Genomic DNA, 26,416 nt, shown 5'->3' on the forward strand with positions numbered 1-26,416 from the left:
ACCGTTCGCAGGGTGACGACCGCGCCCACGACCGCCGCGCCGGCCGCCCGCCCGCCGTGGGCGATCGGCTCGCCGGTGCGCCTGCTCGCCGCCGCGCTGGTCTGCGGCTCCGCCGTGCTGCTGTTCGCGGTGCACGTCCGCCCCGTGGGCTACCTGCCCCTGGTCGCGGGCGTCGCGCTGGCGCTCGCGGTGGACCGCGCGCTCGGGCGGGACCTCGCGCTGATCGGGACCGGGATGGCGATCATCTCCGCCATCTCGCTGGAGGCGGACCTGAGCGACGCCGGCATGGCGCGGTTCACGGTCGCGCTGTCGCTGGCCGTCCTCGTGCCGTGGGCGCTGTCCCGGTACGCGTTCGGCCAGCGCTCGATCCGGTTCCCGGTGCGCACGGGCCGGCGGTGGGGCCGCGCGCAGCTCGTGTACCTGCTGGTCGTGGTGGTGGCCGGCTACCTCATCCTGCCGTTCTACTTCATCGGCTCCGGGGCCTACCGCAACTGGCCGGAGGTCACGACCGGGCAGGAGATCGCGCGCCTGTTCGTCGGGGTCAACGCGGTCGGCATCTGGGACGAGCTGTTCTTCGTCTGCACCGTGTTCGCGCTGCTCCGCCAGCACGTGGGGCTGTGGACCGCGAACGTCCTGCAGGCGACCGTGTTCGTGTCGTTCCTGTGGGAGCTCGGCTACCGGGAGTGGGGGCCGCTGCTCACCGTCCCGTTCGCGCTGGTCCAGGGGTGGATCTTCGCCCGGAGCACGTCGCTGACCTACGTCGTCGCCGTGCACCTGCTGTTCGACCTCGTGGTGTTCGGGGTCCTGGTGCACGCCCACAACCCCGAGCTGCTCGACGTCTTCGTCACCGCACCCCGCTGAGCGCCCGCGACCGGCCCGGCCGTCCCCTACCCTCGGCCGGGTGGGCGAGCGACGGGACGCGGTGCGGAACCGGGCGAGGATCGTCGCCGCGGCCGAGGGCGTGTTCCGGGAGGCCGGGGCCGCGGTCCCGCTCGACCGGGTCGCGCAGCGCGCCGGCGTCGGCCGCGGCACGCTCTACCGGCACTTCCCCGACCGCGCCGCCCTGATCGCCGCCGTCTACACCGCGCGCGTCGAGGCGCTCGAGCGGCACGTCGCGGCCCTCCCCCCCGAGCGGCTGCTCGAGCACCTGGTCGCGGAGATCAGCGCCCTGCAGGCCGACGCCCCCGGGCTGTTCGCCGCCGTGCACGCCACGCACGCCACCGACCCCGGGCTCGCGGTGGTCGAGCGCCGCGCCACCGCCCTGCTCGCCGGTGCGCTCGACGACGCGCGCGGGCGCGGCCGGGTGCGGCCCGACGTGACGGTCGACGACGTCCGGCTGCTGTTCGCCATGGCCGAGGGCGTCCTGGCCGTGGAGGACGCCGAGCGGGCGCGCCCGGCCGTCCGCCGGGGCCTGGTGCTCGCGCTGCGGGGCGTCCTGCTCGACGCGCCGGACGAGCTGCCGGAGCCCACCCTCGTGCTGCCCGCCGACGACTGACGCCACGAGGTCGCGCGCGAGCGCGGTGGTCGCCGCGCGGGGTCCGCGGTGGGGGGCCGCGGTGGCGGACCCCGGTGCGGACGCGGCGAGCGCCGTCAGGTCCGCCCGGGTCCAGTGCACGCCGAGCGGCCCCTCGCCGGGGGCGTCGGAGGCGGCGAACAGCAGCGCGGCGTCCCCGTCGGGGCCGGGGTCCGCGGGCAGGGCCAGCAGCAGGTGACGCGTGACCAGGTCGTGCACGGGCACGGCGCCGCCCACGGCCAGGCGCCGGCGCTCGGTCCCCACCCGCAGGAACGGGGTCCGCAGCCGCCGGGCCACGCGCTGCCCGCGCCGGTCGGCGACGACCACGTCCGGCTCGGCCGCGGCGTGCGCGTCGGCCGCCGCCCGCTCGCCCAGCTCGGGGCTCGCGGCGACCAGGACGGCACCGAGGCGGAACGCGGCGGCGACCACGGCGCCGCGCACCGGGCCCGGGTCGACGAGCAGGGAGACGCGGTGGCCGGCGCGCACCCCGGCGGAGTGCAGGGCGGCGGCCAGGCGCACGTCCGGGGCGACGGGGACGCCGTCCGGGACGGGCGTGGGCGTGCGGGGCACGGCTCCTCCTCGGGTGCCCGCCGGCCGGTCCGGCGTCATGCGTCCAGCCTGCCCACCCGCCTCGCACCGGTCGTCATCCTGCGGGAGGGACTCCGCGTACCGCGACCGCGGTACGCCAGCGACCGCAGGGGGACGCCGGGGCGGGACGGGTCGCCCGGAAGGCTGACGACCGGCGCACGGCGACCCGGGGGCCATTGCCTTCGGACCGCGGCGGGCGCATGCTGGACACAACCGGACACCGGTGTCCGTATCGCGCGCTGGAGGACAGATGCCCGAGGTCTTCGACCACACCTACGACGTCGTCGTGGTCGGCACGGGGGGCGCGGGGTTCGCGACCGCCCTCGGTGCCGTCGACGAGGGCCTGAGCGTGCTGCTGCTGGAGAGCACCGACAAGTGGGGCGGCAGCACCGCCATGTCCGGCGGTGGCCTGTGGCTCCCGGACAACCCGCTGATGCGCCGCGACGGCGTGGGTGACTCCCGCGACGAGGCGCTCACCTACATGGAGGCGTCGATCGGCGACGCCGGCCGCGCCTCGTCGCGCGAGCGCAAGGAGGCCTTCGTCGACGGGGTCGCCGACTTCGTCACCACCGCCGAGCGGTACGGCATGGTCTTCACCCGCGCCACCGACTACCCCGACTACTACCCGGAGCTGCCGGGCGGCAAGATCGGCCGGTCGGTGGAGCACCGGCCGGTCGACACCAAGGTCATCGGCGACTGGTGGGCGTCCTGCCGCGCCGCCGTGCCGCTGCCGATCAAGACCGACGACATGTGGCTGCTGGAGCGGGCCTGGTCGACGCCCGGCGGCTTCGTGCGCGGCGCGCGGTTCGTGTTCCGGGCGCTCGGGGCGGTCGCCCGCGGCCAGCGGCTCGCCGGGATCGGGGCGGCGCTCGCGACCTCGTTCCTCGACGCGGTCGTGCAGAAGCAGGGCGTGCCGCTGTGGCTCGAGAGCCCGCTGGAGTCGCTGGTGCTGGAGGGCGACCGCGTCGTCGGCGTCCGGGTCACGCGCGAGGGCCGGCCGGTGACCGTCCGGGCGCGCCGGGGCGTGATGCTCGCCGGGGGCGGCTTCGACCACAACACCGCCTGGCGGCAGAAGCACCACGGCATCGACGGCGACCCCTCGGGCAACCCCGGCAACCTGGGGCTGCCGATCGAGATCGCCCAGTCCGTCGGCGCCGCCGTCGAGCTCATGGACGACGCGTGGTGGGGCGCCTCGGTCGCCGCGCCTCCCGGCGGCGGGCCCGCGTTCCTGGTCGGCGAGCGGTCGCTGCCGTACTCGATCCTGGTCGACGCCCGCGGCGACCGGTTCGCGAACGAGTCGGAGTCCTACGTCGACCTCGGGCACCACATGCTGGCGCACGACCCCGACGGCCCGTACTGGCTCGTGGCCGACGCGCGGCACGCCCGCCGCTACCTGCGCAACTACGCGCTCGACCCGCGGGCCCTCAAGGCGATGGCCGAGGCCGGCACCTACGTGAAGGCGGGGACGCTCGAGGAGCTCGGGCGCCGGACCGGCGTCGACCCCACGCGGTTCCGGGCGACGATCCAGCGGTTCAACGGCTTCGCCCGGTCGGGGGTCGACGGCGACTTCGGCCGCGGGAACTCCGCCTACGACCGGTACTACGGCGACCCCACGGTGCACCCGAACCCCAACCTCGGGCCGATCGAGCGGGGGCCGTTCACGGCGTTCCAGGTCGTCATCGGGGACCTGGGCACCAAGGGCGGCGTGCTCACCGACGCCGACGGGCGGGCGCTGCGCGAGGACGGCACGGTGATCGGCGGGCTGTACTCCGCGGGGAACAGCTCGGCGTCCGTCATGGGCCGCACGTACCCCGGCCCCGGGTCGACCATCGGGCCGGCGGCGGTGTTCGGGATGCGGGCCGCGCGGCGCATGGCGCGGCCGTGAGCACCGCCTGAGCCGGCCCGAGCGGTCGCGGGGGCGGGGCGCCCGGCCGAGACTGAGGGCGACGCGCACCCGCGACGAGAGGACCGCACATGAGCGACGACCGCACGACCGACAGCGCCACGGGCGGCACCACCGACCACTCGAGCGGCATCGAGCCGGTCGCCGACACCGCCGCGAAGAAGTCCGGCGGCGGCGACGCGCAGCAGATCGACGACCTGGAGCGCCGCGCGGCCGAGCGGCTCGGGCTCGCCGAGTAGCCGGACGCGCACGGACGCCCGCACCCCCCTCCGGGTGCGGGCGTCCGTGACGCTCAGCGCCGCGCGGCGAGCGGCTCGCGCGACGACCCGGCCAGCGTCTCCGCCGGACGGGAGCTGCGGGACTGGCTGCGGGACTCCCGGGCGCGCTGCACCAGGTCGCCCAGGCCGACGACGACGATCACGGCCACGAGGCCTGCGACGACGATCCACACCTGCGACGACATGACTGCTCCTGCTGCTCCGGGGTCCCGTGCGTGCTGACTCGTCCATCGTCGCGGACCGACCACCGCGAGCGGATCGGCCGCCGGCCGTATCTTCGGGTACGACGCAGGGCGTACGCCGGGGCCGGTCCGTGGTCCTTCCGGCGTCGCGCCTCCGCCTCCGGACGGACTACACGACCACGGCGGGCGGCTCGGCGACCGAGAAGTTGTGCCGGAACACGTCGTGCGGGTCGTACCGGCGCTTCAGCTCGCGGAGCCGCTGCAGGGTCGGCCCGGGGAAGGCCTCGGCGACCCGTTCCGGCCGGGGGTCCGTCTCGAACGACACGTACAGCCCGTCGAAGTGGTGGGCCATCGCGTCCCACACCGCGTCGAGCCGCCGGCGGCTGCTGCCCATCGCGAGCACGCTGAAGTTCGCCGACCGGTGCGCGTACGCGGTCGCGTCGGCGGGCACGTCGTGCACGGCACCGCCGGCCGCGCGGATCTGGAAGAACGGCGTGACCCCGCTGCGGACCAGCCGGGCGGCGTCGGCGGCGAGCGCGGGCGTCAGGTGCTCGGCCATCCCCGTCCGTGTGACCGGCTCGCCGTCGGAGGTGTGGTGCGCCGGGGTGGACACCACCGCGCTGTACGGGACCACCTGCACCTGCTGCTGCAGGAGCGGGGCGATCAGCGCGAACGGCTGGAGGCGCTCGATGATCGTGTCCGGGTCGTCGGAGTCGACCATCGCCATCACCTGCGCGACGACCCGCCCGCCCCGCGGCGGGCCCATGATGAGGAACGCCGTCGTGTCGCGCGGGGCGGCCTCCACGGTGGCGCCCCAGTCGACCAGGAACTGCTCGGTGTCGGTCGCGTCGAAGGCGAGCTGCGCGAAGCCGACGTCGCCGACCTGGTCCACCTCGAACTCGAACGACGTGACGACGCCCAGGTTGGCCCCGGCGCCGCGCACGCCCCAGAACAGGTCCGGGTTCTCGTCCTCGCTCGCGCGCACCACCGATCCGTCCGCCAGCACCACCTCCGCCGCGCGCAGGTGGTCGAGCGTCAGGCCGTGCTCCCGCACGAGGAACCCGATGCCGCCGGCCGTCGCGAGCCCACCGACGCCGACGCCGCCGTAGTCGCCGGACGTCAGCGCCCAGCCGTACGGCTGCAGGGCCTCGGCGACCTCGCCCCACCGCGCACCGGGCTCGATCCGGACCCGCCGGGTCGCGACGTCCAGCACCTCGATCGCGTTCATCCGGCCGAGGTCGACGACGATGCCGCCGTCGTTGGTCGACCGGCCGCTGATGCCGTGCCCGCCGCTGCGGATCGCGAGCGGCACGTCCTGCCCCCGGGCGAACGCCAGCGCCGCGACGACCTCCGCCGTGCTGCCCGGCCGCAGGACGAGCCCCGGCCGGCCGCCGCGCATGTACGTCGACCGCACGGCCGCGTACCCGACGTCGCCCGGCTCCACCGCGGAGCCCGCGAGCGCCTCGGGGACCGCGGCGTAGTCGATGCCCGGGCGGCGTGCCGCGAGCACGGCGGCGCTCCGGACCGTGCCGACGACCGTGCCGCGGGCGGCCCGCTCGCTCGCCACCCGGGCGCGCAGCAGGGGAAGCACGTCGACGGCGAACCGCTCCAGCGCCGCCTCGTCCGCGCCGGCGAGCACGAGCGTGCCGACGCCCGCGTCGAGGACCAGCGCGGCCAGGGCCGCGGCGGCGGACGGTGCGGACCCGAGGGCCCCGGCGTGGAGGGCCCCGGCGTCGAGGACGAGGCCGCGGCGGACCTCGCGGGGGTCGCGGCCGGCGGCGGTCAGCGCGGCGTCCAGGGCGTCCTGCTCCTCGTGCAGCGCCTCGTCCAGCCCCTCGTCCAGCCCCTCGTCCAGCTCGGCGGCCAGCCCGGCTGACAGCCCGGCCGCGTCCGTGCCGCCCGGCGGCGTGAGCCACCACCCGTCCGCCGCCCGAGCGGCCAGCGCGAGGCCGTCGGGTCCGGGCGCGCCGCCCAGCCACACCGGGAGCTCGTGCGCCGGGGCGGGGCCGCGCTGGGCGCCGGCGACCCGGTGGTGCCGCCCGTCGAGCACGAGCGGCCGCGGGTCGGCGGCGTCCCACATCCCGCGCAGCACCGCGACGCCCTCCCCCAGCGCTTCCGCGTCGCCGGCCGGGGCGAGGCCCAGCGCGACCCGGCCGGACGCGAGCTGGTCCAGGCTCGCGACGGCGCGGGCCAGCACGGCCGGCGGGCGGTCGGCCAGGCGGAGGTCGCGCGTCATGAGGCCCACGGCCTCCGTGCTCGCCGCGACCCAGCCGAGCGTGGTCCACGGGTCGAGCCCGCCCGGCGCGTCCGGCACGACGACGAGGTCCAGGCCGAGCCGCTCGGCGTGCCGGGCCGCCCGCACCGCCGCGTCGGGGGCCGCCGCGTCGACGGGCAGCTCGACCCCGACCTGCAGCGGGTGCCCCAAGTCCCCGCTCACGCCGGGAACCCCGTGGTCGTGCCGCGCGTCGTGCGCTCCGCGGCGACCAGCTCGCGCACGGCGGGGGCGATCTCCTGGCCGACGGTCGCGAGCACCGTCGGGTCGTCCCCGGTGACGATGAAGCCGCTCGTCCCGTGCTCGAGCGCGAGGGTCGCCAGCTCCTCGACCCACTGCTCGGGCGGGCCGGCCAGCAGCGAGCCGGTCGGGCGCGAGGTCAGCTGCCCGCCGACGTTCAGCAGCCGGCGCACGGCCCCCGGCTCGCGACCCGCACCGGCGGCGGCGTCGTCGATCCGCGCGTTGGCCCCGTCGAGGTCGCCCGCACCACCGAGGTAGGACAGCGACGGCAGCCAGCCGTCGCCCTTCTCGCCGGTCAGTCGCAGCATCCGCGGCTTGTACGCCCCCACCCAGATGCCGACGGGGTGCGCCGGCGCGGGCCCGCGCTTCGCCCCGACCGCCGACCAGTGCGTCCCCGGGAGGTCCACCCGCGACCGCTCGCCGGTGTCCCACAGCGCGCGGATGACGTCGATGGCCTCGCTCAGCGCGTCGACCCCCTGGCCGGGGGTGAGCCGCGTGCCGCCCATGGCCTCGATCGCGTCCCAGAACGCGCCGGAGCCGAGCCCGAGCTCCACGCGCCCCCCGGACAGCAGGTCCAGGCTGGCGACCGAGCGGGCGAGCACGGCGGGCGGGCGCAGCGGCAGGTTCGCGACGTTCGGCGCGAGGCGGATGCGCTCGGTGCGGGCGGCGACCCAGGACAGCAGGGTCCAGGTGTCCAGGAACGACGGCTGGTACGGGTGGTCCTGGAACGTCACGAGGTCCAGGCCCGCCTGCTCGGAGAGCTGCGCGAGCGCGACCACGCGCTCGGGCGCCGCGTTGCTCGGCGTGATGAACGACCCGAACAGCAGGTCGTGGCCGTAGTCCGTCATGTGCACCTCTTCGCATCGAGTGGTCGGTGAGATCGTATGCCCCGCAGATGATTGGCTCAACCACGCGAGCGGCGTAGCATCGGGCGCATGAGCGTCACGCGCCACGACACCGCGACCGGGGGCACCGGGACCGACGACGCCGCGACCGAGCCCGCGTCGGACCTGGGCTGGTCCCTCGGCGTGCTGCTCCGGGCGTACGAGCGCGCGCTGACGTCCGCGGTCGAGGGCGTGCCGCACGGGTTCCGCGGCTACCTGGTGCTGCGCGAGGTGGTCCGCGGGGCGCACCCCAGCCAGGCCGCGCTCGCCGCCAGCCTCGGCATCGACCGGACCGTGATGACCTACCTGCTCGACGACCTCGAGCGCGCCGGGCTGGTCGCCCGCCGGGTCGCCGAGATCGACCGGCGGCAGCGCCGGGTCGTGCCCACCGAGGGGACCGACACGCTGCTCGGCGACCTGGAGCACCGGGTGGGCGCCGCGGAGGACGCGGTGTTCGCCGCGCTCGACCCCGCCGACCGCCGCACCGTCGGCGCCCTGCTGCGCCGCGCGGCGTGCGAGTACCGCGACGAGCACACCGGTGGCGACCCCTGCGTGCTCGTGGAGGACGCCCTCTCCCGCTGACGGGCTGCGTCGTCGCCGGGCCGCGAGGCGGAGGGGGTGCCGCGAGGTCGAGGGGTTCAGCGTGCCGATCGGCGCGAGACGCTCGACCTCGGCGGGCGCACCGTGGCGTGGCGCGTCAGGCGCGGGCGGACTCCGCGGACTCGCACGCCGCCAGCAGCAGGTGCGCGGCCTCCCGGACCTGCGCCACCTGGTCGAGGTCCAGGCGCAGCCCGGCCAGCATGGCGGCGGGGATCCCGACGGCCTGCTCCCGCATCGCCCGGCCGCGGTCGGTGACCCGGATGGCCAGGGCGCGCTCGTCCGCGCCGCTGCGCTCGCGGGTCACGAGCCCCAGGGCCTCCAGCCGGCGGACGAGCGGCGACGTGGTGGCGGGCTCGAGGTGCAGCAGCTCGGCGAGCGCCTTGAGCGTGAGGTCCCCGTGCTGCCAGAGCGCCAGCATCGCGAGGTACTGCGGGTGGGTGAGCCCGAGCGGCTCGAGCAGCGGCTTGTAGAACGCGACCAGCGCGCGGGACGCCGCGGACACCGCGAGGCAGACCTGGGCCTCGACGGCCAGGGGGTCGGCGGCGTCGACGGCGTCGGGCGTGGTCGCGGTGGTCACGAAGTCGATCGTAGCGCCGGATCGTACGTGCACGTATGATCAGTGCACTCATCATCGGTGGAGGGGTGCGGCATGGGCACGATCGGCAGGGCGGGCGACCGTCGCGAGGCGGCGCTGCTCAGCGTCTTCGGCCCGGCGCAGGTCGGCGACCCGCTGGCCCCCGACCGCGAGGTGGCCGAGGCCGACCAGGAGCGGGACCGCGCCCTGCGCACGGAGTTCGTGCGGGTCGTCGGCGCGGACGGCTCCTCCTACCTCGTGGAGCGCACCGTCGAGGGCTGAGCGCCCCTCACGCCACGACGACGCCCCCGGACCTGCGGCTCCGGGGGCGTCGTCGTGAGTCCGGCGGTCAGCGGCCGGCCGGGGTCCCCGCCCGGCGCCAGGCCAGCAGGGCGACGACGAGCGCGACGGCCCCGGCAGCGAGGCCCAGCGCACCCAGCACGGTCGGCAGGGCGCCGGACGAGTCGCCCCCGGCCTCACCCGTGGCAGGCGCGTCACCCTGGTGCGCCGCGTCGCCGCCCGTCGCGGCGTGCCCGTCCGCGGCGGCCTCGGTGGTCGTGAAGACGGGCGCCGGGTGCTCCGGCTCTGCGTCCCCCTCGGCGACGTCGTCCCAGTCGACGACCTCGCCGTCCGAGTACGTCTGGTGCGCGGGGAGGACGACGTCCGTGCCGGGCGCCGGCAGCGGGCCGACCGACAGCGCGAACTCCTCGAACTCGCCGTCGCCGATGCCGTCGCCGTCGGCCGTCCAGACCACGCGGACGGGGGCCTGCGTGATCGTGGCGCCGTCCACCTCGACGGGCTCGGGCAGCGCGCCGTCCTCGACCGCCGCCGTCCAGCCCGGGACCGGCCGGGTCGACACCGAGGTCAGCGGGGTGCCGGTGGGCAGGTCGACGGACACCTGCGTGGTGCTCGCCGTCGGCGACTCGTTCGGCACGCGGAACGTGAGCACGGTCCAGCCGCCCGCGGCGGTGGCCTCGGGGACCACCCGGACGTGGGCGGACGCACCGGCGGCCGAGCCCAGGACGAGGGCGGCGGCCAGCGTGGTGGCCGCCGCGGTCCCGGCGACCGTGCGGACGGCGGCGCGGGCGAGGGTGCGGGGGTGCTGCGGGGTTGCGGACATGGGGTTCCTCCGGGTGTGCGACAGGGGCGTCCCGCCGGCGGCCGCGCGGCCTCGCCGGGACGGGGGTGACGGCGCGGCCGTCGCCCTGGCGCACCCGCTCAGGGGCGTGCGTGGTCAGGCGGCGGTCGCGCGGGGGCGCAGCACCACCGGCGGACCGCGCCGCCCGACCCCGCCGTGCTGCACCGGGAGGCGACGCAGCGCCGGCACCCCCGGGAGGACCGGGCGGGAGCGCGTCCCGACCGGGCCGGGCGCGCTGCCGAGCAGCGCGGGCAGCACCGCGGACCACCGGCGGGCGAGGTCCAGCACGCCGCGCTCGGTCGCGACGAGCAGCAGCACGGCGACCACCACCGCGACGGCGTGGGCGGCGAGCATCAGCGCGTCGTCCGGGTGCGCGTGCGGCGCGGCGACCGCGGGCACGACGCCGGCGGCGTCCGAGGCGTGCGCGGCGTGGCCCGCGAGCGCCGACGCCCCGCGCGTGACCGGCCCGCCCGCGACCGGCTCGCCGAGCCAGGAGAGCGCCGCGTGCACCCCGAGCTGACCGGCGAGCGCCACGGGCAGCAGCACGGGCCGGCTCAGCGGCCGGCGGGCGACCGCCGCGGCGAGCAGGAGCACCGGCGCGGCGACCAGGCCGACGACTCCCGCGGACGGCGCCGGACCCCCGCCCAGCACGTGCGCGCCCGACCCGAGGCCCAGCACCGTGACGGCGACCGCCACCAGCCGCGCCGCGACGAGCGCGCGCTGCAGGCGCGCCGTCGGCACGGGCTCGCGCCGCGCGGGGGCCGGATCCACGGCGCCGACGGTACGGCATCAGGGACGAACGTCCTGGTGACCGCCGCGCGGTGCCGCGCGCTTCCCCGTAGCCTGACGCGAGACGTCGGCGGAGGAGAGAGGGTGCGGTGACGGCAGAGCGGCAGGTCACGACCCGGCCACCGGTGCGGCGCCGTCGCCGGCCCAGCGCGCGCGACTGGCGCGTCGTCGTGGTGTTCACGGCCCTGTACGTCGGCGCCTGCTACCTCGGGCGGTCCACGATCGTCGAGGGCGCCGAGGTCAGCCTCGTGTGGCCCGCGGCGGGCGTGTCGGTGCTCTGGCTGGTCGCCCGGGCCCGGCGGCCGTGGCCCTGGCTCGACCTGCTGGCGCTCGCGGGGGCGACCTGGGCCGTGGTGGCCTCCACCGGCTCGACGCCCGCCTCGGCGGCGATCGGCGCGGGGGCGGCGGTCGCGCAGGCGCTCGTCTGCTCGTCCATCCTGGCCGTCGGGGTGCCGTACGTGTGGGCCGCGCGCGGCACCCGCCAGCTGCGCCGGGTCCCGGACCTGTGGTGGCTCCTGCTGGCCGCGGGGACCAGCTCGGTGCTGTCCGCGCCGCTGGTCGAGCTCGCCGTCGTGGTCGGCGGCGCCCCGTGGACGTGGGAGACCGCGCTGCTGTGGTGCGCGCGCAACACGGTGAGCATCATCGGCATCAGCACGCTCGGCTGGACGTTCGGCACGTGGCTGCACGAGCGCAAGAGCCGTCGCGGCGTGCTGGCGCGCATCGAGTGGTGGACCGACGGCAGCGCCGGGGACTACGTCGCGGCGCTGCTGCTGGCGCCCGTGCTGTACGTGGTGTGGTTCCTGGAGCTCTCCGACCTCGCGGTGATCTTCCCGCTCATCGCGCTCACCGTGTGGGCGGGCTCGCGCCTGCCGACCCGCTCCGTCGTCCTGCACACGATGATCTGCGGCGTCGTGACCATCCAGTTCACGCTGCAGGGGATGGGCCCGTTCGCCGGGCTGCCGGACGCGACGACGCAGGTCGCCGTGGCGCAGCTGTACGTCGGCCTGGTGTCGGTCATCGGGCTGGCCCTCGCGATCGCGCGGGACGAGCGGCGGCGGCTGCTGCGGGACCTCGGCTCCGCGCGGGACCGCGCCGAGGAGCAGGCCGCGCTGCTGTCGACCGTGGTCGACACCATGTCCGAGGGCGTGCGGGTGGTGGACGCCGCCGGTCGGGTCGTCGTCCGGAACCCCATCGCGACGCTGCTGCTCGCCGGGCACACCCGGCTCGACGCGGCGGACAGCACGTCGGACCTCGCGGGCCTGTCCCGGCTGGACGGCACCGTGCTGCCCGAGCACGAGCTGCCGTTCCGGCGGGCGCTGGCCGGGGAGCTCGTGCGGGACCAGGACCTGCTCGTCCGCCTGCCGGGGACCCCCGAGCCGCGGATCGTGACGTTCTCCTCCACGCCGATCCCCGAGAGCTCCGGTGGTGGCGTGGTCACCGTCCTCCGGGACGTCACCGCGGAGCGGACCGAGCTGCGCCGGGCCGCGCAGGTCCAGGCCAGCCTGCTGCCGTCCCGCGGCCTGGAGGTCCCGGGCTTCGGCCTCGCCGCGCGGTTCGTGCCGGCGGGGTCGGTGGGCGGCGACTTCTACGACTGGCAGCGGCTGCCCGACGGCCTCGTGCTCACCCTGGCGGACGTGATGGGCAAGGGCCCCGCGGCGGCGATCCTCGCGGCGACGACCCGCTCGGTGCTGCACGCGCAGGGCAGCCTGCACGACGTGGCGGGGACGCTCTCCGCGACCGAGCGGGCCATGGACGCCGACCTGGTCAACGCCGGGGCGTTCGTCACGATGTTCCGCGCGTACGTCGACGCGACCGACGGCCGGGTGTCGTACACCGACGCCGGGCACGGGCTCTCGATGATCATCGGCGAGGACGGCAGCTCCCGGCGCCTGTCGGCCACCGGGCTGCCGCTCGGGATCGCCCCCGGCCCGGCCCGGACGAGCGTGCAGACCCGGATGCGCCCCGGCGACCTGCTCGTCACGTTCAGCGACGGGGTGCTCGACGCGATCGGGGGGTCGATGGGCGACCTCGACCAGGTGCGGGACGTGGTGCGCGGGACGGACACCGCCGAGGCTGCCGCCGACGCCGTGCTCTCCCTGGTGGAGGACACCCGCCACGCGGACGACGACCTCACCGTCGTGACCCTCAAGCGCGCCGCCTGAGGAGACCCGCGTGGACCTGCTGCTGCTCGCCGACACGCACCTGCCGCGCCGCGCCCGCGACCTCCCGCCCGTGGTGTGGGACGCGGTCGACGCCGCCGACGTGGTGCTGCACGCCGGCGACTGGGTGGACGTCACCCTGCTCGACGCGCTGGAGGCGCGGGCCCGGCGCGTCGTCGGCTGCTGGGGCAACAACGACGGCGCGGACCTGCGCGCCCGCCTGCCGGAGGTGGCCCGGGTGACGCTGGAGGGCGTCCGGTTCGCGGTGGTGCACGAGACGGGCCAGGCGGCCGGGCGGGAGGCGCGCTGCGCCGCGGCGTACCCCGACGTCGACGTGCTCGTGTTCGGGCACAGCCACATCCCGTGGGACACGACGGCGCCCGGCGGCCCGCGCCTGCTGAACCCCGGCTCCCCCACGGACCGGCGCCGTCAGCCGACGGGCACGTACCTCACGGCGCGGGTGGCGGACGGGGCGCTGCGCGACGTGGTGCTGCACCCCGTTCCGCCGAGATGACGCTCCTCGCCCGCTGACGCGCCGCGGGGATCAGCCGAGAGGTGTCGTCCCGGCGAGGGAGGTGCGCGGTCGTCAGTCGGCGGCGCGCCGCAGCGCCACGACGGTGAGGTCGTCCGGGCGGTCCCGCAGGTCGGCGGCGAGCCGCAGCACCGCGTCGACCGCCGCGTCCGCCGATCCCGCCCCGCGCAGCGCGTCCACGACCAGCGGCACCGCGGCGAGCGAGCCGTCGACCAGGTCCAGGACGCCGTCGGAGAAGGTGACGAGCAGGTCTCCCGGCGCCAGGTGGACGGTCCGCTGCTCGCGCGGCTCCTCGTCGAGCACGCCGAGCGGCAGGCCCGTCGCCGCGAGCCGCTCCTGCGACCCGTCGGCGCGCAGCAGCACGGTGAGGCCGTGCCCGGCGTCCGCGTAGGTCACGTCGCCGGTGGCGGCGTCCAGCGCGGCGTGGAACGCGGTCGCGAACACGCCGGCGCCCGACAGGTCCCCGTGCAGGAGGGAGCCCGCGTACATCAGCGACCGCGCGACGTCGGCGCCGTGCGCCGAGCCGCGCAGCACCGCGCGGACCGACGCGGCCATGATCCCCGCGCCGGCGCCCTTGCCCATCACGTCGACCAGGCTCAGCACCACGCCGCCGTCGCGGGTGGTCCTCCAGTCGTAGAAGTCCCCGCCCACGGCCCGGCTCGGCAGGCACGCGCCCGCGACCTCGTACCCGGGCACGTCCGGCGCCGTCCGGGGCAGCAGGGCCGCCTGCACCTCGGCGGCACGCTGGAGCTCCGAGTCGATGACCAGCTCCTTCTCCACCCAGGACGCGAGGTCCCGCAGCAGCGAGGCGCTCTCGGCGGGGAACTCGCGGGGCCGGGTGTCCGCGATGCAGAGCGTGCCGACGCGGAACCCGCCCGGTGCCACCAGCGGCTGCCCGGCGTAGAACCGCAGCCCCTCGGGCTGGTCCACGTACGGGTTGTCGACGAAGCGCGGGTCCTGCGACGCGTCCGGGACCACGAGCATGTGGTCGCTCTGCACCGTCGTGCTGCAGAAGGCGTCCTCGCGGGGGACGACCCGCTGGTCGAAGCCGAGCATCGCCTTGTGCACGACGACGTCGCGGTCGACGAGCGAGACCAGGGCCGTGGGGACGCCGAACAGCTGCCGGGCCAGCCGCACCACCCGGTCGAACCGGTCCTCGGCGGGCGAGTCCAGCGCGCCCAGCCGGTGCAGGGCCTCCAGGCGGCGCTCCTCGAGGGGCGGTGTCTGCGTGCTCATCGGCATCGACGGTACGACACGCCCCACGCCGCGCGCAGGTCGGGCCCGCGGGTCAGCGCGCCCACACCCGGGACAGCCGCCAGGTGTTCCGGTCGCCCTCGCGCACCAGGCTGAGGCTGTCGACCGCGCGCAGCACCAGGGCGATCCCCCGCCCGCTCTCGGCGAGGTCGTCCACGGGCTCGGGGTCCAGGTCCACGTCCACGGCCGTCCCGGTGTCGGACAGCTCGGCCTCGATCCGGTCGGGCTGCGCGCGCAGCAGGGCCCGCGCGAGCACGGGGCCGCGACCGACCGGCCGGGTGTGCCGGACGATGTTCGTGGCGATCTCGATCACCGCGGTCTCGAACCGGAACCGGTCGACGTCCGGCACCGCCGGCGCCACCGCCCACAGCCGTGCCAGCGCGTCGTGCACCTCGTCCAGCCACCCGGGCTCCGCCGCGCCGTCCACGCGGAGCTCGACGGCCCCGTCAGCCGGCGGCACCGACCGCGTCCTCGACGGTGGCGTACGGCCGGAGCACCCGGTCCATCGTGGTCAGCTCGAGCACCGTGCGGACCTGCGCGCCGACCCGGGCGATCCGCAGGTCGCCGCCCGCCGCCCGCGCGGACCGCAGCCCGCCGACCAGGGCGCCGAGCCCGGAGGAGTCGAGGAACGTCGTCGGCTCCAGGTCCACGACGACGAGCGTGCGGCCGGCGGCCACCTCGCGGTCGACGGCGGCCTTCAGCTCACCGGCGGCGGCCATCGTCAGCCGTCCCACCACGTGCACCACCGCCGCCTGCCCGACCTGCTCGGTCACCAGCTCCATCGAGACGTCCTCCTCACGCCGTGCGGCGCGTGCGCGCCGCGTCCGGGGCCTGCGCGGCCCCCTCGTCGGCGGCCGGCGTGTACCCGCGGTACCGCAGAGCCTGCACCACCACGCTCAGGACCACCATGTCGTAGACGACCCACACGATGTTCACCGCGGTGCCGACCCACCAGGACAGCCCGAGCGCCGCGCGGACGACCCCGATCACGACGGACACCCCGAGCAGCACCATCGCGAGCAGCTGCGGCCACACCAGGCGCCACTGGCTGGGCGCGCCGTCGGGCCGCACCTTGGGGGTCACGGCGAACCCGAGCGGCCGCTTGAACCACACGTTCGCGGCGGCGGTCCACACGGCCTTGATCCACACCGGGAACAGCGCCAGCGCGTACTGCTGGCCGCGCCACGTCTTCACCCCGCGCGCCGCCACCAGGAACAGCAGCTGGCTGGCCAGGAAGAACGGGATGAACCGCACGAAGAAGTCGACGGTCCACGCGGTCACCGGCAGCACCCCGAAGCACAGGAAGATGATCGGGGCGGCCAGGTAGACCAGCGCGGCGAAGCCCGACAGGTACGACCACATCGTGGCGAAGTACATGAGCTTCTGGCCCACGCTCAGCCCTGGGACGCCCAGGGGGTTCTCCTTGAGCATCACCTGCATGGTGCCCTGGGCCCAGCGCAGGCGCTGGGTCATCATCGTGCCGAGGTCCTCCGGCGCGAGCCCGTGGGCGAGGCTCTCGTGGTGGTAGACGGTCCGCCAGCCGAGGGAGTGCAGCCGCATCGCGGTGGCCATGTCCTCCGTGACGGACAGCGTCGCGACGGGCATGACGGCCTGCGCCTCGCCGGAGCGGTCCACGTCGACGGCCCGCAGCAGCGCCTGGACCGACTCGATCGCGCCGAGCGGGGACCACTCGCGGTCCGCGAGGCGGGCGAGCGCGGGCTCGTCGACCACGACCGCCCCGATCTGGTCGTCCCGCGCGATCGGCAGCGCCGCGATGGCCGCGAGGTCCGCCTGGATGCCCGCGACGTCCTGGGCGACGACCGAGGCCGAGATCGCGTCCACCCGCCGCTGGAACCCGTAGGTCACGTCGGACAGCGACTCCCCGGCGTCGAGCGCGCCGAGCGCCTGCGCGGCGGCCTCCTGGACCTCGTGCAGCACCGCCGCCTGGGCCGCGTCCGGCGCGTCGCGCTGCGCCCGGGCGAGCAGCCGGCGGGACGCGTGCAGCGCCTCCCGCACCGACCGCCCGGTCTCGCGGACGTAGCCGACCAGGCCGAGCTGCATCAGCGCGTCCCGGCGCAGGACGGCGTTGGAGCCGCAGAAGAACGCCGCGTTCCAGCCGTCCTTGCCCTGCTGGATCGGGCCGTAGAACAGCGGCGCCTGGCTGCCGAGCGGGTCGGCCTCCCCCACGTTCGTGAAGAACTGCGGGGTCTGCACGAGCGCGACGCGGTCGTCCTCGAAGTAGCCGAGCGTGCGGTCGAGGATCTGCGGCTCGGGGATCTGGTCCGCGTCGAGGATGAGCAGGAACTCCCCCTCCGTGACGAACAGCGCGTTGTTGAGGTTGCCCGCCTTGGCGTGCCGGGGCCGGTCGGTCCAGTCCTCGGACCGCTCGATGTACCCGACGCCCGCCGCGTGCGCCGCGGCCGCGAGGTCGGGCCGGGACCCGTCGTCGAGCACCCAGGTGCGGTGCGGGTACCGGATGTCGCGCGCGGCCACGGCGGTCCGCATGACCAGCTCGACCGGCTCGTCGTACGTCGTGACGAACACGTCCACGGTGAGGTCCGGCGCGGGCGCCGGCGGCTCCGGGCGACGGCGCGCGCGCCACATGGTCATGCCGAACAGGCACACGTCGAGGAACGAGTACGTCTCGGCGACCACCAGCGGCACCGCGATCCACCACGCCGACCAGTTCACCGACTCCAGCCAGCGCCAGGCGATGTAGTTCACGCCCAGGAGCAGCGTGACCGTCACGACCACCCGGAGCACCAGCTGCTGCCTCATCGGCCCTCCCCCCGCATCGTGCCGACCTCGCCCACGCCCGTGGTCCTCATGCCTCACCCCCGCGGCGTGACCCTACCCACACGGGCCCTGAGGTGCGCGGCGACCCCCGGCACGCGAATCCACCCGCCTGACGGGTCAAGGACGGTCGCGTGATGCCGATCAGACCCCCGTGACAGGGACCAGCCGGGCGACGACGCCGCGCCTGCTCGCCGCCGCGGGCGCCGGGCTGGTCGTGCACGCGCTGATGCCGGGCGGCACGGGGCGAGACGTCGTCTACGTGGGCGTGTGCCTGGCCGCCGCGGTGACCCTGGCGCGGGCCACCTGGCGCGTCACCGGGCCGCAGCGGCGCGCGTGGCAGCTGCTGACGCTCGGGCTGCTCGCCTGGGTGCTCGGCGACACCGTGTGGACGGTGATGGAGCGCGGGCTCGGGCTCGACCCGTTCCCCTCGGTCGCCGACGTCGCGTACGTCGCGTCCTATCCCCTGCTGGCGGCCGGGCTGGTGCGCGCGTTCCCCGCGCCCCCGAACCGGCGGCCGGTCTGGCTGCTCGACGCCTTCATGGTCGCCAGCGGCGGGCTGCTGATGCTGTGGGTGCTCGTGCTCAACCCCGCGCTGAGCGGCTTCGCCGAGGCGCCGCTGGCGACGCTGGTCGGCGCCGCGTACCCCGTCGGCGACGCGGTGCTCCTGGTCGTGCTGGCCCGGTCGTTCGCCGCCGTCGGCGCGTGGTCGCGCGCGCACCAGCTCACGTCGCTGTCGGTCCTGGTGATCATGGCCGCGGACGTGCTGTATCAGCTCGGTGCGTACTGGCCGGCGATCGGCGACCGCGCCTACCTGCTCGACACCCTCTGGCTGCTCGGCTACGTGCTGCTCGCGGCGGCGGCCCGGCACCCCTCGGCGGCGGCCGTCGTGTCGCCCCGGCCGACCGGCGAGCTGACGGGGGTGCACATCGCGTTCCTGTCCGCGTCGGTGGCGGTGCTCCCCGGGACGCTGCTCGTCGAGGCGCTGCGCGGCGGGGACCTGCACCTGGTCGAGGTGTGCTCGGTCGGGATCGCGCTGATGGTGGCGTTCATGACGCGGTTCGGCGGGCTGGTGCGCGAGATGCACCGGCAGCACGCCCGGCTGGAGCACCTGGCCGTCACGGACCCGCTGACGGGGCTGGCGAGCTCGGTCGGCCTCGCGGTCCGCGTGGAGCGGCCCGCGTCGGAGGCCCCGGACGGCACCGTGCCCGCCCTCCTGCTGGTCTCGCTGGACGGCTACCGCGAGGTCGTGGAGACCCTCGGGTACGGGGTCGGCGACGACCTGCTGCGCTCGGTCGCGGCGGCCGTCGCCGCGGACGCCGAGCCGGGGGCGACCGTCGGGCGGATGGGCCGGGACGTCTTCGGCGTGGCGCTCGACGTCACCGGGCCGGACGAGGCCGAGGCGTGCGCGCTGCGCCTGCTGGAGACCCTGCGCGCGCCCCTGCCGGTCCGCGGGATGGACCTGACGGCGGGCGCGCTCGTCGGCGTCGCGGTCGCCACGGCCCGGCCCGCCGGCTCCGAGGGCCTGGTGGCCCGCGCCGACGCCGCCCTCTCCGTGGCGCGGCGCGTGCCGGAGCGGGTCGCGCTCGACCGGACCGGCGGGTGCGACGCGTCCGGGACGGCCCTGCCCGAGGCCGACCTGCTGCGGGGCCTCGCCGACGGTGTGGCCCGCGGGGAGCTCGTCGTGCACTTCCAGCCGGTCGTGGCGGTGCGCGGTGGCGCGGTCGCCGGCGCCGAGGCGCTGGTCCGGTGGCAGCACCCCGAGCACGGGCTGCTCGGGCCCGTCGCGTTCGTGCCCGCCGCCGAGCGCACCGGCCTGGTCCGCCCCGTGACCCTGTTCGTGCTGGACGCCGCGCTCGCGCAGTGCGCGCGGTGGCGGTCCGCCGCGGCGCCGTCGTTCGTCGTCTCGGTGAACGTCTCGGCCCACGACCTGGACGACCCGCGCCTGGTGGCCGACGTGCGGGACGCCCTCGCCCGGCACGACCTGCCGGCGGACGCCCTCGGCATCGAGGTCACCGAGACCATGGCCATGCGGGACGGCGTCCAGGCCGAGCGCACCCTGCGGGCGCTCGCCGACCTCGGCGTGCAGCTCGCGGTCGACGACTACGGCGTCGGCTACGGCTCGCTCGACTACCTGCGCCGCCTGCCGTTCACGGTGCTGAAGGTGGACCGGGCGTTCGTCGCGCCCGCGCTGGACGACCGGGTGTGCGCCGAGATCCTGCGGTCGACGGTCGACCTCGGGCACGCGCTCGGCATGCAGGTGGTCGCGGAGGGCGTCGAGGACCCCCGGACGCTCGCGCTGCTGCGGGACCTCGGGTGCGACGCCGCCCAGGGCTGGGCGCTCGGGCGGCCGGAGCCGGCGGCGGCGATGGACGCGCTGCTGGCGGCCGCCGGACGGCAGCGCGGCGTGGTCGAGCCCCGGACCGGAGAGCCGACCGCGAGCGCCGCGAGCACCCGCGCCTGACCCTCAGGCGTCCTGCGCCGCCGGACGCCGCGCGCGCCCCGACGCCCTGCGCCGCCCCGCGGACCGGTACCACTGCGCGCACAGGAGCACGGTCAGCGCGACGTGCGCCGCGTCGCCGCCGTAGGACATGAGCACCGCGGCGGCCTCGGCGTCCGCGACGACGACCCCGGCCGGCGGCCGGGCGTACAGGGACGTCGCGATCACGCGGTGCGCGGCGACGCCGAGGACGAGGACGACGAGCCGGGTCCGGAAGCCCGGGCGGTGCGGCGCGGGGTCCGGGCCGACCAGCGCGGCGGTGAGCAGGCAGCCCGACGCCAGCACGTGCGCGAGCACCAGGGCGTGCACGGCCGGGTCGGCGAGCATCCGCCCGAGCAGCGGCGAGCGGTACAGCACCACGAGCGAGCCGACGCTGAGCACGGTGGCGGTCACGGGGTGGGAGACCAGGCGGACGGGTGCGCCGCGCAGCAGCCGGGCGAGCTGCCGGGCGCGCTCCACGTCGAGGGCCCGCAGGGCGAGCGTCACGGGTGCGGCGCCGACCAGCAGCAGCGGGGCCAGCATGCCGACCACCAGGTGCGCGGCCATGTGGGCGACGAGGGGCCGCCCGACCGGTACCGGCACCGCCACGGCGCCGAGCACGAGCAGCACGCCGCCCACCCAGGCGGCGGTGCGGCCGGCCGGCCACGGGCGACCCCGGCGGCGCTCCTGCGCGGCGGCGGCGAGGTAGGCCGCGAGCGCCGCCGCGAACGGCAGCAGCACCGCGGGCGCGACGCCCGCTGCCCCGTGGGTGTGCACGTCAGCCCGCCGCCGGGCGCCGTGCCGCGACGAGGGTGAGCGCGATCCCGACGACGAGCAGCGCCAGCCCGCCGAGGTTCCACGCGAGGTCGTACGGCAGGAGCTCGACGTCGTACCGGACCTGGTGCAGCCGCAGCACCTTGTGGTCCACGACGCCGTCCCACAGCTGGAACAGCCCCGCCCCCACGCCGAGCCCCGCGCCGGCGACCCGGCCCTGCACCCCGCCGGTCCGCCGCGCGTCGAGCAGCAGGAACACCCCCGCCACCGCCGCGACGAGCTCGAACGCGTGCAGCAGGCCGTCGGTCAGGAGGCCGACCCGGAGGGTGGAGCCGTCGTAGAAGTGGTGCCAGCCCAGCAGCTGGTGGAACACGATCTCGTCCACGGCGGCCATCGCGGCGACGCCGAGCAGGAACGCCCCCCAGAAGGTCCGGTCGCGCAGCACCGCGCGGGTCCCCCGCCGCCCCGCCGCAGGTCGTCCGTCCGTCATCCGTCCGCCCCTCCCGGAGTCGGCGGGCCTCGCCTGCTCGGGGCCGTCCGGCGACGCTAGCGCGGGGCGCCCCGGCGGGCTCGTCGGGCGCCCGCCGGACGAGCGGCACTGTCGTTTAGTAGACGCTTCAAGTATTGTCGCGGGACCGACCGGCGCCCCGCGCCGTGCCGCACCAGCCGAGGAGACCCCCATGCCCGACCGCCGACCCACCGCGGCCGAGCGCCAGGCCCGCCTGGCCGCCGTCCGAGCCGAGCAGCGCGCCACGGAGCGGCGCCGCGCGATCACGATCGGCTCGATCGCCGGGGCCGTCGTCCTCGTGCTCGTGGGCGTCGCCGCCTGGGTGCTGATCGGCGCCGGCCGCCAGGCGGCCGACCTCGAGGCGCAGGCCGAGCAGGAGATCGACGGCGTCGAGGCGTTCGACGGCCTCACCTTCAACCACGTGACCGCCGCCGTCGACTACCCGCAGAGCCCGCCCGCCGGCGGCGACCACAACGCCGCGTGGCTGAACTGCGGCGTGTACAGCGAGCCGGTGCCGGACGAGAACGCCGTGCACTCCCTCGAGCACGGCGCCGTGTGGATCACCTACGACCCCGAGCTGCCCGCCGACCAGGTCGCGACGCTCGAGGCCATGGCCGCGAACCAGTCGTACGTGCTCGTCTCGCCCTACGAGGGCCTGGACTCCGCCGTCGCGGTCAGCGCCTGGGGCTACCAGCTGAAGGTCGACTCCGCGGACGACGAGCGCCTGCCGGTGTTCGTGCAGAAGTACCTGCTCAACCCGGAGCTCGCCGAGGTCGGCGCCCCCTGCTCGAACGGCGTGGGCACGCCCGCGTGACCTCGCCCGACGCGCCGGACGCCCCGGACGCCGCCGACGCCCCCGCCACCGACGCCCCCGCGGGCGCGGTGCGGGGGCACGGGCGCGCCGTCCTCGTGGTCGTCGTGGTGGCCGCGCTCGCGCTCGGGGCCCTCGCGGGCGCGCTGCTCGCCCGGCAGCCGGTGCTCACCGCCGCCCCGGAGGGCTCCGTGGACGCGGGCTTCGCCCGGGACATGCAGGCGCACCACGCGCAGGCCGTCGAGCTCGCCGTCCTGCTCCGGGACCGCAGCACCGACGAGGAGGTCCGGACGGTGGCCCTCGACATCCTGCTGACCCAGCAGAACCAGATCGGCCAGATGGCCGGCTGGCTGTCGACGTGGGGGCTGCCCGCCGCGGGGTCCGACGTCCCCATGGCGTGGATGGCCGGCGACCACGCGCACGAGACCGCCGCGGCCGACCCCGGCGAGACCGGCTACGCCGCGATGCCCGGCTGGGTGTCCCGGGAGGACCTGGCCCGGCTCACCGCGGCGAGCGGCACGGAGGCCGACCGGCTCTTCCTGCAGCTGATGCTCCCGCACCACGAGGGCGGCGTGCAGATGGCGGAGTACGCCGTCGAGCACGCCCGCCGGCCGCAGGTCGTCGCCCTGGCGCGGACGATCGTCACGTCCCAGGCGCGCGAGATCGCCGTGCTGCAGGACATGCTCGCCGCCCGGGGCGGCCAGGTCGACGCGTCCTGAGCCGCGTCAGGCGTCGTCGCGGGCCCGCAGCTCCAGGCTGATCTGGTCGGCGTCGAGCACCTTGAGGGCCTCGGTGAGGGCGCCGGAGCTCGCCGTGCCGAGGTCCCGCACCCGCAGCAGGGCGGTGCGCTGGGCGTCCAGCATGGCCATCCGCAGGTCCCGCAGCTGCGCCTCCACGGAGGTCCGGTCCCGGTCGGCGTCGTCGTCGCTCTCCACCTGCAGCTTCTGCCGGGCCGCGATGCGCCGGGCGCGGTCCAGCACCACGTCGTCGTAGGCGCTGCCGTCCGGCCGGCGCAGGTCCGGCCGCTCCAGCAGCTCGACGGCCGCGCGGGTCATCTCGCTCCCGAGCCGGTCGACGTCGGCCCGGTCGTCCGCACCGTCCCGGGACAGGCCCAGCACGCGGACCAGCCAGGCGAGCGTCCCGCCCTGGACCAGCAGCGTCCCGGCGGCGACGGTGAACGCGACCAGGACGAGCAGCGCGCGGTGCGGGGTGTCGTGCGGCAGCGACTGCGCCGCGGCCAGCGTGACCACGCCGCGCATCCCGGCCCACACGAGCACCGCGCCCTCGCGGGGGCCCAGCGGCTCGGCCTGCAGGTAGTCGATGTCCGCGATGCGCCGGGTGATGCGGGTGCGCAGGCGCACGCGGCGGTGCTCCGGGGAGTCGTCACGCCCGACGTGCGGCTTGCGCCCGCCGAGGACGCGGCGCAGGTCCTCGGGCGGGCGCCCGCCGGAGCGGCCGGCGGCCTCCGTCGCGCCCCCGTCCTCGCCGCCGGCGCCCGGCGGCCGGCCGGGCAGGCGCAGCTGCGCGAGCTCCTCCGGGCCCAGGCCGTCCAGGGCGTCCGCCCGGTCGTTGATCGCCGACAGGTACCCGCGCACCGTGACGCCGCGGCGCGCGCGGCGGGACAGCGTGGTCAGCAGGAACGCGACGTAGCCGGTGCGGACCACCAGCACCACCGCGGCGGCGAGCACCCCGAGCCAGAACGCCCGCCACAGGCTGCCGTGCTCGTCCAGGACCTCCACGACCAGGCCGTACAGCTCCAGCCCCATGAGCAGGAACACCGCGCCCTCGAGCAGCAGCTCCAGCGTCCGCCAGTTCGCGGCCTCGGCGATCCGGTCCTGCGGCCGCAGCCGCACGCTCCCTGCCCCGGACACCAGCCCGGCGGCGACCGTGGCGACCAGCCCGGACGCGTCGAGGTGCTCGGCCGGGATGTAGGCCACGAACGGGACGATGAACGAGATGGCCGTCGTCAGGTGCGGGTCCGCGATCCTGGACCGGACCAGCAGGCTGACCTTCCCCACCACCGCACCGATCGCGACGGCCACGACGACGGCGAACGCGAAGTCCCCCGCCACCTCCCAGAGGGTCACGGAGGCGGCCGTCGCGGCGATCGCCGACCGCAGCAGCACGAGCGCGGACGCGTCGTTCAGCAGGCTCTCCCCCTCCAGCACCGTCACGACCCGCGGACTGACCCCCGACCGGCGCACGATCGAGGTCGCCACCGCGTCCGTCGGGCTGATCACCGCGCCCAGCGCGATGCCGGTCGACAGCGAGATGTCCGGGATCAGCCACGAGAACAGCACCCCGAGCGCGAGCGACGTGGCCACGACCAGCAGCACGGACAGCCCGCTGATCGCCGTGAGGTCGCGCCGGAAGTCCATCGTCGGCATCGAGACGGAGGTCGCGTACAGCAGGGGCGGCAGCACCACGCCGAGGATCCACTCGGGCTCGATCTCCACCGCCGGCACCGCGGGGACCAGGCTGATGAGGACGCCGAGCGCCACGAGCAGCAGGGGTGCGGCGACGCCCACGCGCGGGGCCAGCGCGGTGACGCCCACGACGGCGACGGCCGCGACCACCCCGATCATCAGCAGGTCCATGCGCGCCCCTCCGCCCGTCCGTGGCCCGTCCCGTACCGCCCGCACGGTCATCCGGCCGGGTCGAGGTTACGTCGGCCGGCCCCGGTTCGGCTTAATGAGATTGAGTATCAGTTGTGTTAGCGTCGCCGCATGACCTTCACGACCCGCCCCCGACCGCGCCACGCCGCGGCCCTCGGCCTCGGCCTGTCCGTCGCCCTCCTCGCCGCCTGCGCCCAGCCCGGTGCCACGCAGCCCGCGGCGACGCAGGACCCCGCCACCGCCGCCCCGGCCGAGGCCGCGACCGTCACCCCGCGCCTCGTCCTCACCTACGACGGCGGCATCCAGGTGCTCGACGCGACCTCCCTCGAGGTCGTCGAGGACCTGCCGCTCGACGGCTTCAACCGCCTCAACCCCGCGGGCGACGGCCGGCACGTCCTCGTGTCGACCACCGGGGGCTTCCGCGTGCTCGACGCCGGCACCTGGACCGAGCCCCACGGCGACCACACGCACTCCTACACGAGCGACCCCGTGCTGACCGACGTCACGTGGCCCGCGGAGAAGCCCGGCCACGCCGTCCCGCACGAGGGCCGCACCGCCCTGTTCGACGACGCCACCGGCACGATCACCGTCGTGGCCTCGGGCGAGCTCGCCGACGCCGACGCCGAGGTCCGCGAGGTCACGACGCCCTCCGCGCACCACGGCGTGGCGGTCGCGCTCGCCGACGGCCGGCTGGTCGTCTCCGAGGGCACCGAGGACGCCCGCACCGGCATCCGCGTGCTCGACGCCGACGGCACCGAGATCGCCGCGTCCGACGCCTGCCCGGGCGTGCACGGCGAGGCCGTCGCCGCCGACGAGGCCGTGGTCATCGGCTGCGAGGACGGCGCCGTGGTCTACGCCGGCGGGGCCATCACCAAGGTCGCGGCGCCCGACGCCTACGGCCGCATCGGCAACCAGGCCGGCACCGAGGCGTCCCCGATCGTGCTGGGCGACTACAAGTCCGACCCCGACGCCGAGCTCGAGCGCCCGACCCGCGTCTCGCTGATCGACACCCGCACCGCCGGCCTGCGCCTCGTGGACCTGCCCGCGTCGTACACGTTCCGGTCCCTGGGCCGCGGCGAGGGCGGGGAGGCCCTGGTGCTCGGCACCGACGGCGCCCTGCACGTCATCGACCCCGAGGCGGGCACGCTCGTGCGGTCCATCCCGGTGATCGACGCCTGGGAGGAGCCCGACGAGTGGCAGTCCCCGCGGCCGACGCTCACCGTCCTGGACGGCTCCGCGTACGTGACCGACCCCGCCACGAGCTCGGTGCACGCGGTCGACATCGTCTCCGGCGAGGTGTGGCGCACCGCCACGCTCGACGTCACCCCGAACGAGCTCACGGGCGTCACGGGCGACGTCGACGAGCACGCCGGCCACGACGAGCACGACCACGCGGACGAGGAGCACGGCGCGGACGACTGACCCGTCCCGCCCGTCCCCCCGCACCACCGCGGAGCGGAGCGCCCTGCCCGGCACGCCCGGCGTGCTCCGGCCGAGCGCTCCGCTCCGCCACGTCGACCACCCCGGAAG

General features: G+C 76.6%; 25 protein-coding genes and 1 pseudogene. 12 read left to right on the plus strand and 14 right to left on the minus strand.

Annotated features, from left to right (window positions below; all coding sequences use genetic code 11):
- Nucleotides 1–12 precede the first annotated feature (12 nt).
- Nucleotides 13–861: a CPBP family glutamic-type intramembrane protease gene (locus QNH85_RS10905; protein WP_428830394.1), complete on the plus strand. Its 849-nt coding sequence runs from the start codon at nt 13–15 to the stop codon at nt 859–861.
- 40 nt (nt 862–901) lie between these two features.
- Complete coding sequence (locus tag QNH85_RS10910; protein ID WP_282946431.1) at nt 902–1,495, plus strand: TetR/AcrR family transcriptional regulator; 594 nt, start codon at nt 902–904, stop codon at nt 1,493–1,495.
- A 336-nt stretch (nt 1,496–1,831) separates the two neighbouring features.
- On the opposite strand, the pseudogene QNH85_RS20025 reads toward QNH85_RS10910, so the two are convergent.
- Nucleotides 1,832–2,278, minus strand: a pseudogene (locus QNH85_RS20025) (hypothetical protein); the annotation flags it as partial.
- A gap of 73 nt (nt 2,279–2,351) precedes the next feature.
- On the opposite strand from QNH85_RS20025, the gene QNH85_RS10915 reads away from it, so the two are divergent.
- Both QNH85_RS10915 and QNH85_RS10920 read left to right on the plus strand, forming a co-directional pair.
- A complete protein-coding gene (locus QNH85_RS10915) occupies nt 2,352–3,986 on the plus strand; it encodes an FAD-binding protein (RefSeq protein ID WP_282946433.1) in 1,635 nt (544 codons plus the stop codon).
- Nucleotides 3,987–4,075: 89 nt separating this feature from the next.
- On the plus strand, nt 4,076–4,243 hold the full coding sequence (locus tag QNH85_RS10920) for a hypothetical protein (protein WP_282946435.1): 168 nt from the start codon (nt 4,076–4,078) through the stop codon (nt 4,241–4,243).
- 53 nt (nt 4,244–4,296) lie between these two features.
- Here QNH85_RS10920 and QNH85_RS10925 read toward each other — a convergent pair whose 3' ends face one another.
- The 3 genes from QNH85_RS10925 to QNH85_RS10935 form a co-directional block, all read right to left on the minus strand.
- A complete protein-coding gene (locus QNH85_RS10925; protein WP_282946436.1) occupies nt 4,297–4,467 on the minus strand; it encodes a hypothetical protein in 171 nt (56 codons plus the stop codon).
- Nucleotides 4,468–4,633: 166 nt separating this feature from the next.
- Entirely contained in the window at nt 4,634–6,901 is a 2,268-nt protein-coding gene (locus QNH85_RS10930; protein ID WP_282946437.1) for an LLM class flavin-dependent oxidoreductase, read from the minus strand.
- The gene (locus QNH85_RS10935; protein WP_282946438.1) at nt 6,898–7,824 is read right to left on the minus strand and encodes an LLM class flavin-dependent oxidoreductase; all 927 of its coding nucleotides are present in this window, start codon (nt 7,822–7,824) and stop codon (nt 6,898–6,900) included. Before QNH85_RS10935 ends, QNH85_RS10930 begins: the two co-directional genes overlap by 4 nt.
- Nucleotides 7,825–7,911: 87 nt before the next feature.
- On the opposite strand from QNH85_RS10935, the gene QNH85_RS10940 reads away from it, so the two are divergent.
- A complete protein-coding gene (locus tag QNH85_RS10940) occupies nt 7,912–8,442 on the plus strand; it encodes a MarR family winged helix-turn-helix transcriptional regulator (protein ID WP_282946439.1) in 531 nt (176 codons plus the stop codon).
- 115 nt (nt 8,443–8,557) lie between these two features.
- Here QNH85_RS10940 and QNH85_RS10945 read toward each other — a convergent pair whose 3' ends face one another.
- The gene (locus QNH85_RS10945; protein WP_282946440.1) at nt 8,558–9,037 is read right to left on the minus strand and encodes a MarR family winged helix-turn-helix transcriptional regulator; all 480 of its coding nucleotides are present in this window, start codon (nt 9,035–9,037) and stop codon (nt 8,558–8,560) included.
- 72 nt (nt 9,038–9,109) lie between these two features.
- On the opposite strand from QNH85_RS10945, the gene QNH85_RS10950 reads away from it, so the two are divergent.
- Nucleotides 9,110–9,316 carry a hypothetical protein gene (locus tag QNH85_RS10950; protein WP_282946441.1) on the plus strand — a complete coding sequence of 69 codons (207 nt, stop codon included), beginning with the start codon at nt 9,110–9,112 and terminating at the stop codon, nt 9,314–9,316.
- 67 nt (nt 9,317–9,383) lie between these two features.
- On the opposite strand, the gene QNH85_RS10955 is transcribed toward QNH85_RS10950, so the two are convergent.
- Both QNH85_RS10955 and QNH85_RS10960 read right to left on the minus strand, forming a co-directional pair.
- Complete coding sequence (locus tag QNH85_RS10955; RefSeq protein ID WP_282946442.1) at nt 9,384–10,154, minus strand: YcnI family copper-binding membrane protein; 771 nt, start codon at nt 10,152–10,154, stop codon at nt 9,384–9,386.
- A 114-nt stretch (nt 10,155–10,268) separates the two neighbouring features.
- Nucleotides 10,269–10,943, minus strand: a complete 675-nt coding sequence (locus QNH85_RS10960) for a hypothetical protein (protein ID WP_282946443.1) — start codon at nt 10,941–10,943, stop codon at nt 10,269–10,271.
- Between the two features lie 107 nt (nt 10,944–11,050).
- Here QNH85_RS10960 and QNH85_RS10965 point away from each other — a divergent pair, with 107 nt between their 5' ends.
- A complete protein-coding gene (locus QNH85_RS10965) occupies nt 11,051–13,123 on the plus strand; it encodes a SpoIIE family protein phosphatase (protein WP_282946444.1) in 2,073 nt (690 codons plus the stop codon).
- A 10-nt stretch (nt 13,124–13,133) separates the two neighbouring features.
- Nucleotides 13,134–13,634 carry a metallophosphoesterase family protein gene (locus QNH85_RS10970; RefSeq protein ID WP_282946446.1) on the plus strand — a complete coding sequence of 167 codons (501 nt, stop codon included), beginning with the start codon at nt 13,134–13,136 and terminating at the stop codon, nt 13,632–13,634.
- A 72-nt stretch (nt 13,635–13,706) separates the two neighbouring features.
- Here the strand turns inward: QNH85_RS10970 and QNH85_RS10975 are convergent, their stop codons facing one another.
- Genes QNH85_RS10975 through QNH85_RS10990 form a run of 4 tightly spaced genes read right to left on the minus strand, consistent with a single transcriptional unit; the run spans nt 13,707 to nt 17,684 of the window.
- Complete coding sequence (locus QNH85_RS10975) at nt 13,707–14,888, minus strand: PP2C family protein-serine/threonine phosphatase (protein ID WP_282946448.1); 1,182 nt, start codon at nt 14,886–14,888, stop codon at nt 13,707–13,709.
- Between the two features lie 52 nt (nt 14,889–14,940).
- Nucleotides 14,941–15,366, minus strand: coding sequence for an ATP-binding protein (locus QNH85_RS10980; protein ID WP_282946450.1), 426 nt, complete (start codon nt 15,364–15,366; stop codon nt 14,941–14,943).
- Nucleotides 15,353–15,688, minus strand: a complete 336-nt coding sequence (locus tag QNH85_RS10985) for an STAS domain-containing protein (protein WP_282946451.1) — start codon at nt 15,686–15,688, stop codon at nt 15,353–15,355. Before QNH85_RS10985 ends, QNH85_RS10980 begins: the two co-directional genes overlap by 14 nt.
- A 13-nt stretch (nt 15,689–15,701) precedes the next feature.
- Nucleotides 15,702–17,684: a glycosyltransferase family 2 protein gene (locus QNH85_RS10990; RefSeq protein ID WP_282946453.1), complete on the minus strand. Its 1,983-nt coding sequence runs from the start codon at nt 17,682–17,684 to the stop codon at nt 15,702–15,704.
- Between the two features lie 169 nt (nt 17,685–17,853).
- Here QNH85_RS10990 and QNH85_RS10995 point away from each other — a divergent pair, with 169 nt between their 5' ends.
- Entirely contained in the window at nt 17,854–20,163 is a 2,310-nt protein-coding gene (locus QNH85_RS10995; RefSeq protein WP_282946454.1) for a putative bifunctional diguanylate cyclase/phosphodiesterase, read from the plus strand.
- Nucleotides 20,164–20,166: 3 nt separating this feature from the next.
- Here QNH85_RS10995 and QNH85_RS11000 read toward each other — a convergent pair whose 3' ends face one another.
- Nucleotides 20,167–20,955 carry a cytochrome c oxidase assembly protein gene (locus QNH85_RS11000; protein ID WP_282946455.1) on the minus strand — a complete coding sequence of 263 codons (789 nt, stop codon included), beginning with the start codon at nt 20,953–20,955 and terminating at the stop codon, nt 20,167–20,169.
- Nucleotide 20,956: 1 nt separating this feature from the next.
- Nucleotides 20,957–21,442 carry a DUF2243 domain-containing protein gene (locus QNH85_RS11005; RefSeq protein WP_282946457.1) on the minus strand — a complete coding sequence of 162 codons (486 nt, stop codon included), beginning with the start codon at nt 21,440–21,442 and terminating at the stop codon, nt 20,957–20,959.
- 190 nt (nt 21,443–21,632) lie between these two features.
- Here QNH85_RS11005 and QNH85_RS11010 point away from each other — a divergent pair, with 190 nt between their 5' ends.
- Both QNH85_RS11010 and QNH85_RS11015 read left to right on the plus strand, forming a co-directional pair.
- Entirely contained in the window at nt 21,633–22,274 is a 642-nt protein-coding gene (locus QNH85_RS11010; protein WP_282946459.1) for a thioredoxin-like domain-containing protein, read from the plus strand.
- The gene (locus QNH85_RS11015) at nt 22,271–22,990 is read left to right on the plus strand and encodes a DUF305 domain-containing protein (RefSeq protein WP_282946461.1); all 720 of its coding nucleotides are present in this window, start codon (nt 22,271–22,273) and stop codon (nt 22,988–22,990) included. The genes QNH85_RS11010 and QNH85_RS11015 overlap by 4 nt, the downstream gene beginning before the upstream one ends.
- 6 nt (nt 22,991–22,996) lie before the next feature.
- Here the strand turns inward: QNH85_RS11015 and QNH85_RS11020 are convergent, their stop codons facing one another.
- Nucleotides 22,997–24,868, minus strand: coding sequence for a cation:proton antiporter (locus QNH85_RS11020; RefSeq protein WP_282946462.1), 1,872 nt, complete (start codon nt 24,866–24,868; stop codon nt 22,997–22,999).
- A 129-nt stretch (nt 24,869–24,997) separates the two neighbouring features.
- Here QNH85_RS11020 and aztD point away from each other — a divergent pair, with 129 nt between their 5' ends.
- Nucleotides 24,998–26,308: a zinc metallochaperone AztD gene (gene aztD / locus QNH85_RS11025; RefSeq protein WP_282946463.1), complete on the plus strand. Its 1,311-nt coding sequence runs from the start codon at nt 24,998–25,000 to the stop codon at nt 26,306–26,308.
- Nucleotides 26,309–26,416: the final 108 nt, after the last annotated feature.

The sequence above is a fragment of the Cellulomonas endometrii genome (genome assembly GCF_949769265.1).
GTDB lineage: Bacteria > Actinomycetota > Actinomycetes > Actinomycetales > Cellulomonadaceae > Cellulomonas > Cellulomonas endometrii.

Excerpts from the sequence above, each read along its gene's own strand:
- QNH85_RS10915 (WP_282946433.1), top strand. The coding sequence starts at position 2,352 with ATGCCCGAGGTCTTCGACCACACCTACGACGTCGTCGTGGTCGGCACG.
- QNH85_RS10920 (WP_282946435.1), top strand. The coding sequence starts at position 4,076 with ATGAGCGACGACCGCACGACCGACAGCGCCACGGGCGGCACCACCGAC.
- QNH85_RS10925 (WP_282946436.1), bottom strand. The coding sequence starts at position 4,467 with ATGTCGTCGCAGGTGTGGATCGTCGTCGCAGGCCTCGTGGCCGTGATC.
- QNH85_RS10935 (WP_282946438.1), bottom strand. The coding sequence starts at position 7,824 with ATGACGGACTACGGCCACGACCTGCTGTTCGGGTCGTTCATCACGCCG.
- QNH85_RS10940 (WP_282946439.1), top strand. The coding sequence starts at position 7,912 with ATGAGCGTCACGCGCCACGACACCGCGACCGGGGGCACCGGGACCGAC.
- QNH85_RS10950 (WP_282946441.1), top strand. The coding sequence starts at position 9,110 with ATGGGCACGATCGGCAGGGCGGGCGACCGTCGCGAGGCGGCGCTGCTC.
- QNH85_RS10955 (WP_282946442.1), bottom strand. The coding sequence starts at position 10,154 with ATGTCCGCAACCCCGCAGCACCCCCGCACCCTCGCCCGCGCCGCCGTC.
- QNH85_RS10975 (WP_282946448.1), bottom strand. The coding sequence starts at position 14,888 with ATGAGCACGCAGACACCGCCCCTCGAGGAGCGCCGCCTGGAGGCCCTG.
- QNH85_RS10985 (WP_282946451.1), bottom strand. The coding sequence starts at position 15,688 with ATGGAGCTGGTGACCGAGCAGGTCGGGCAGGCGGCGGTGGTGCACGTG.
- QNH85_RS10990 (WP_282946453.1), bottom strand. The coding sequence starts at position 17,684 with ATGAGGCAGCAGCTGGTGCTCCGGGTGGTCGTGACGGTCACGCTGCTC.
- QNH85_RS11005 (WP_282946457.1), bottom strand. The coding sequence starts at position 21,442 with ATGACGGACGGACGACCTGCGGCGGGGCGGCGGGGGACCCGCGCGGTG.
- QNH85_RS11010 (WP_282946459.1), top strand. The coding sequence starts at position 21,633 with ATGCCCGACCGCCGACCCACCGCGGCCGAGCGCCAGGCCCGCCTGGCC.
- QNH85_RS11020 (WP_282946462.1), bottom strand. The coding sequence starts at position 24,868 with ATGGACCTGCTGATGATCGGGGTGGTCGCGGCCGTCGCCGTCGTGGGC.
- aztD (WP_282946463.1), top strand. The coding sequence starts at position 24,998 with ATGACCTTCACGACCCGCCCCCGACCGCGCCACGCCGCGGCCCTCGGC.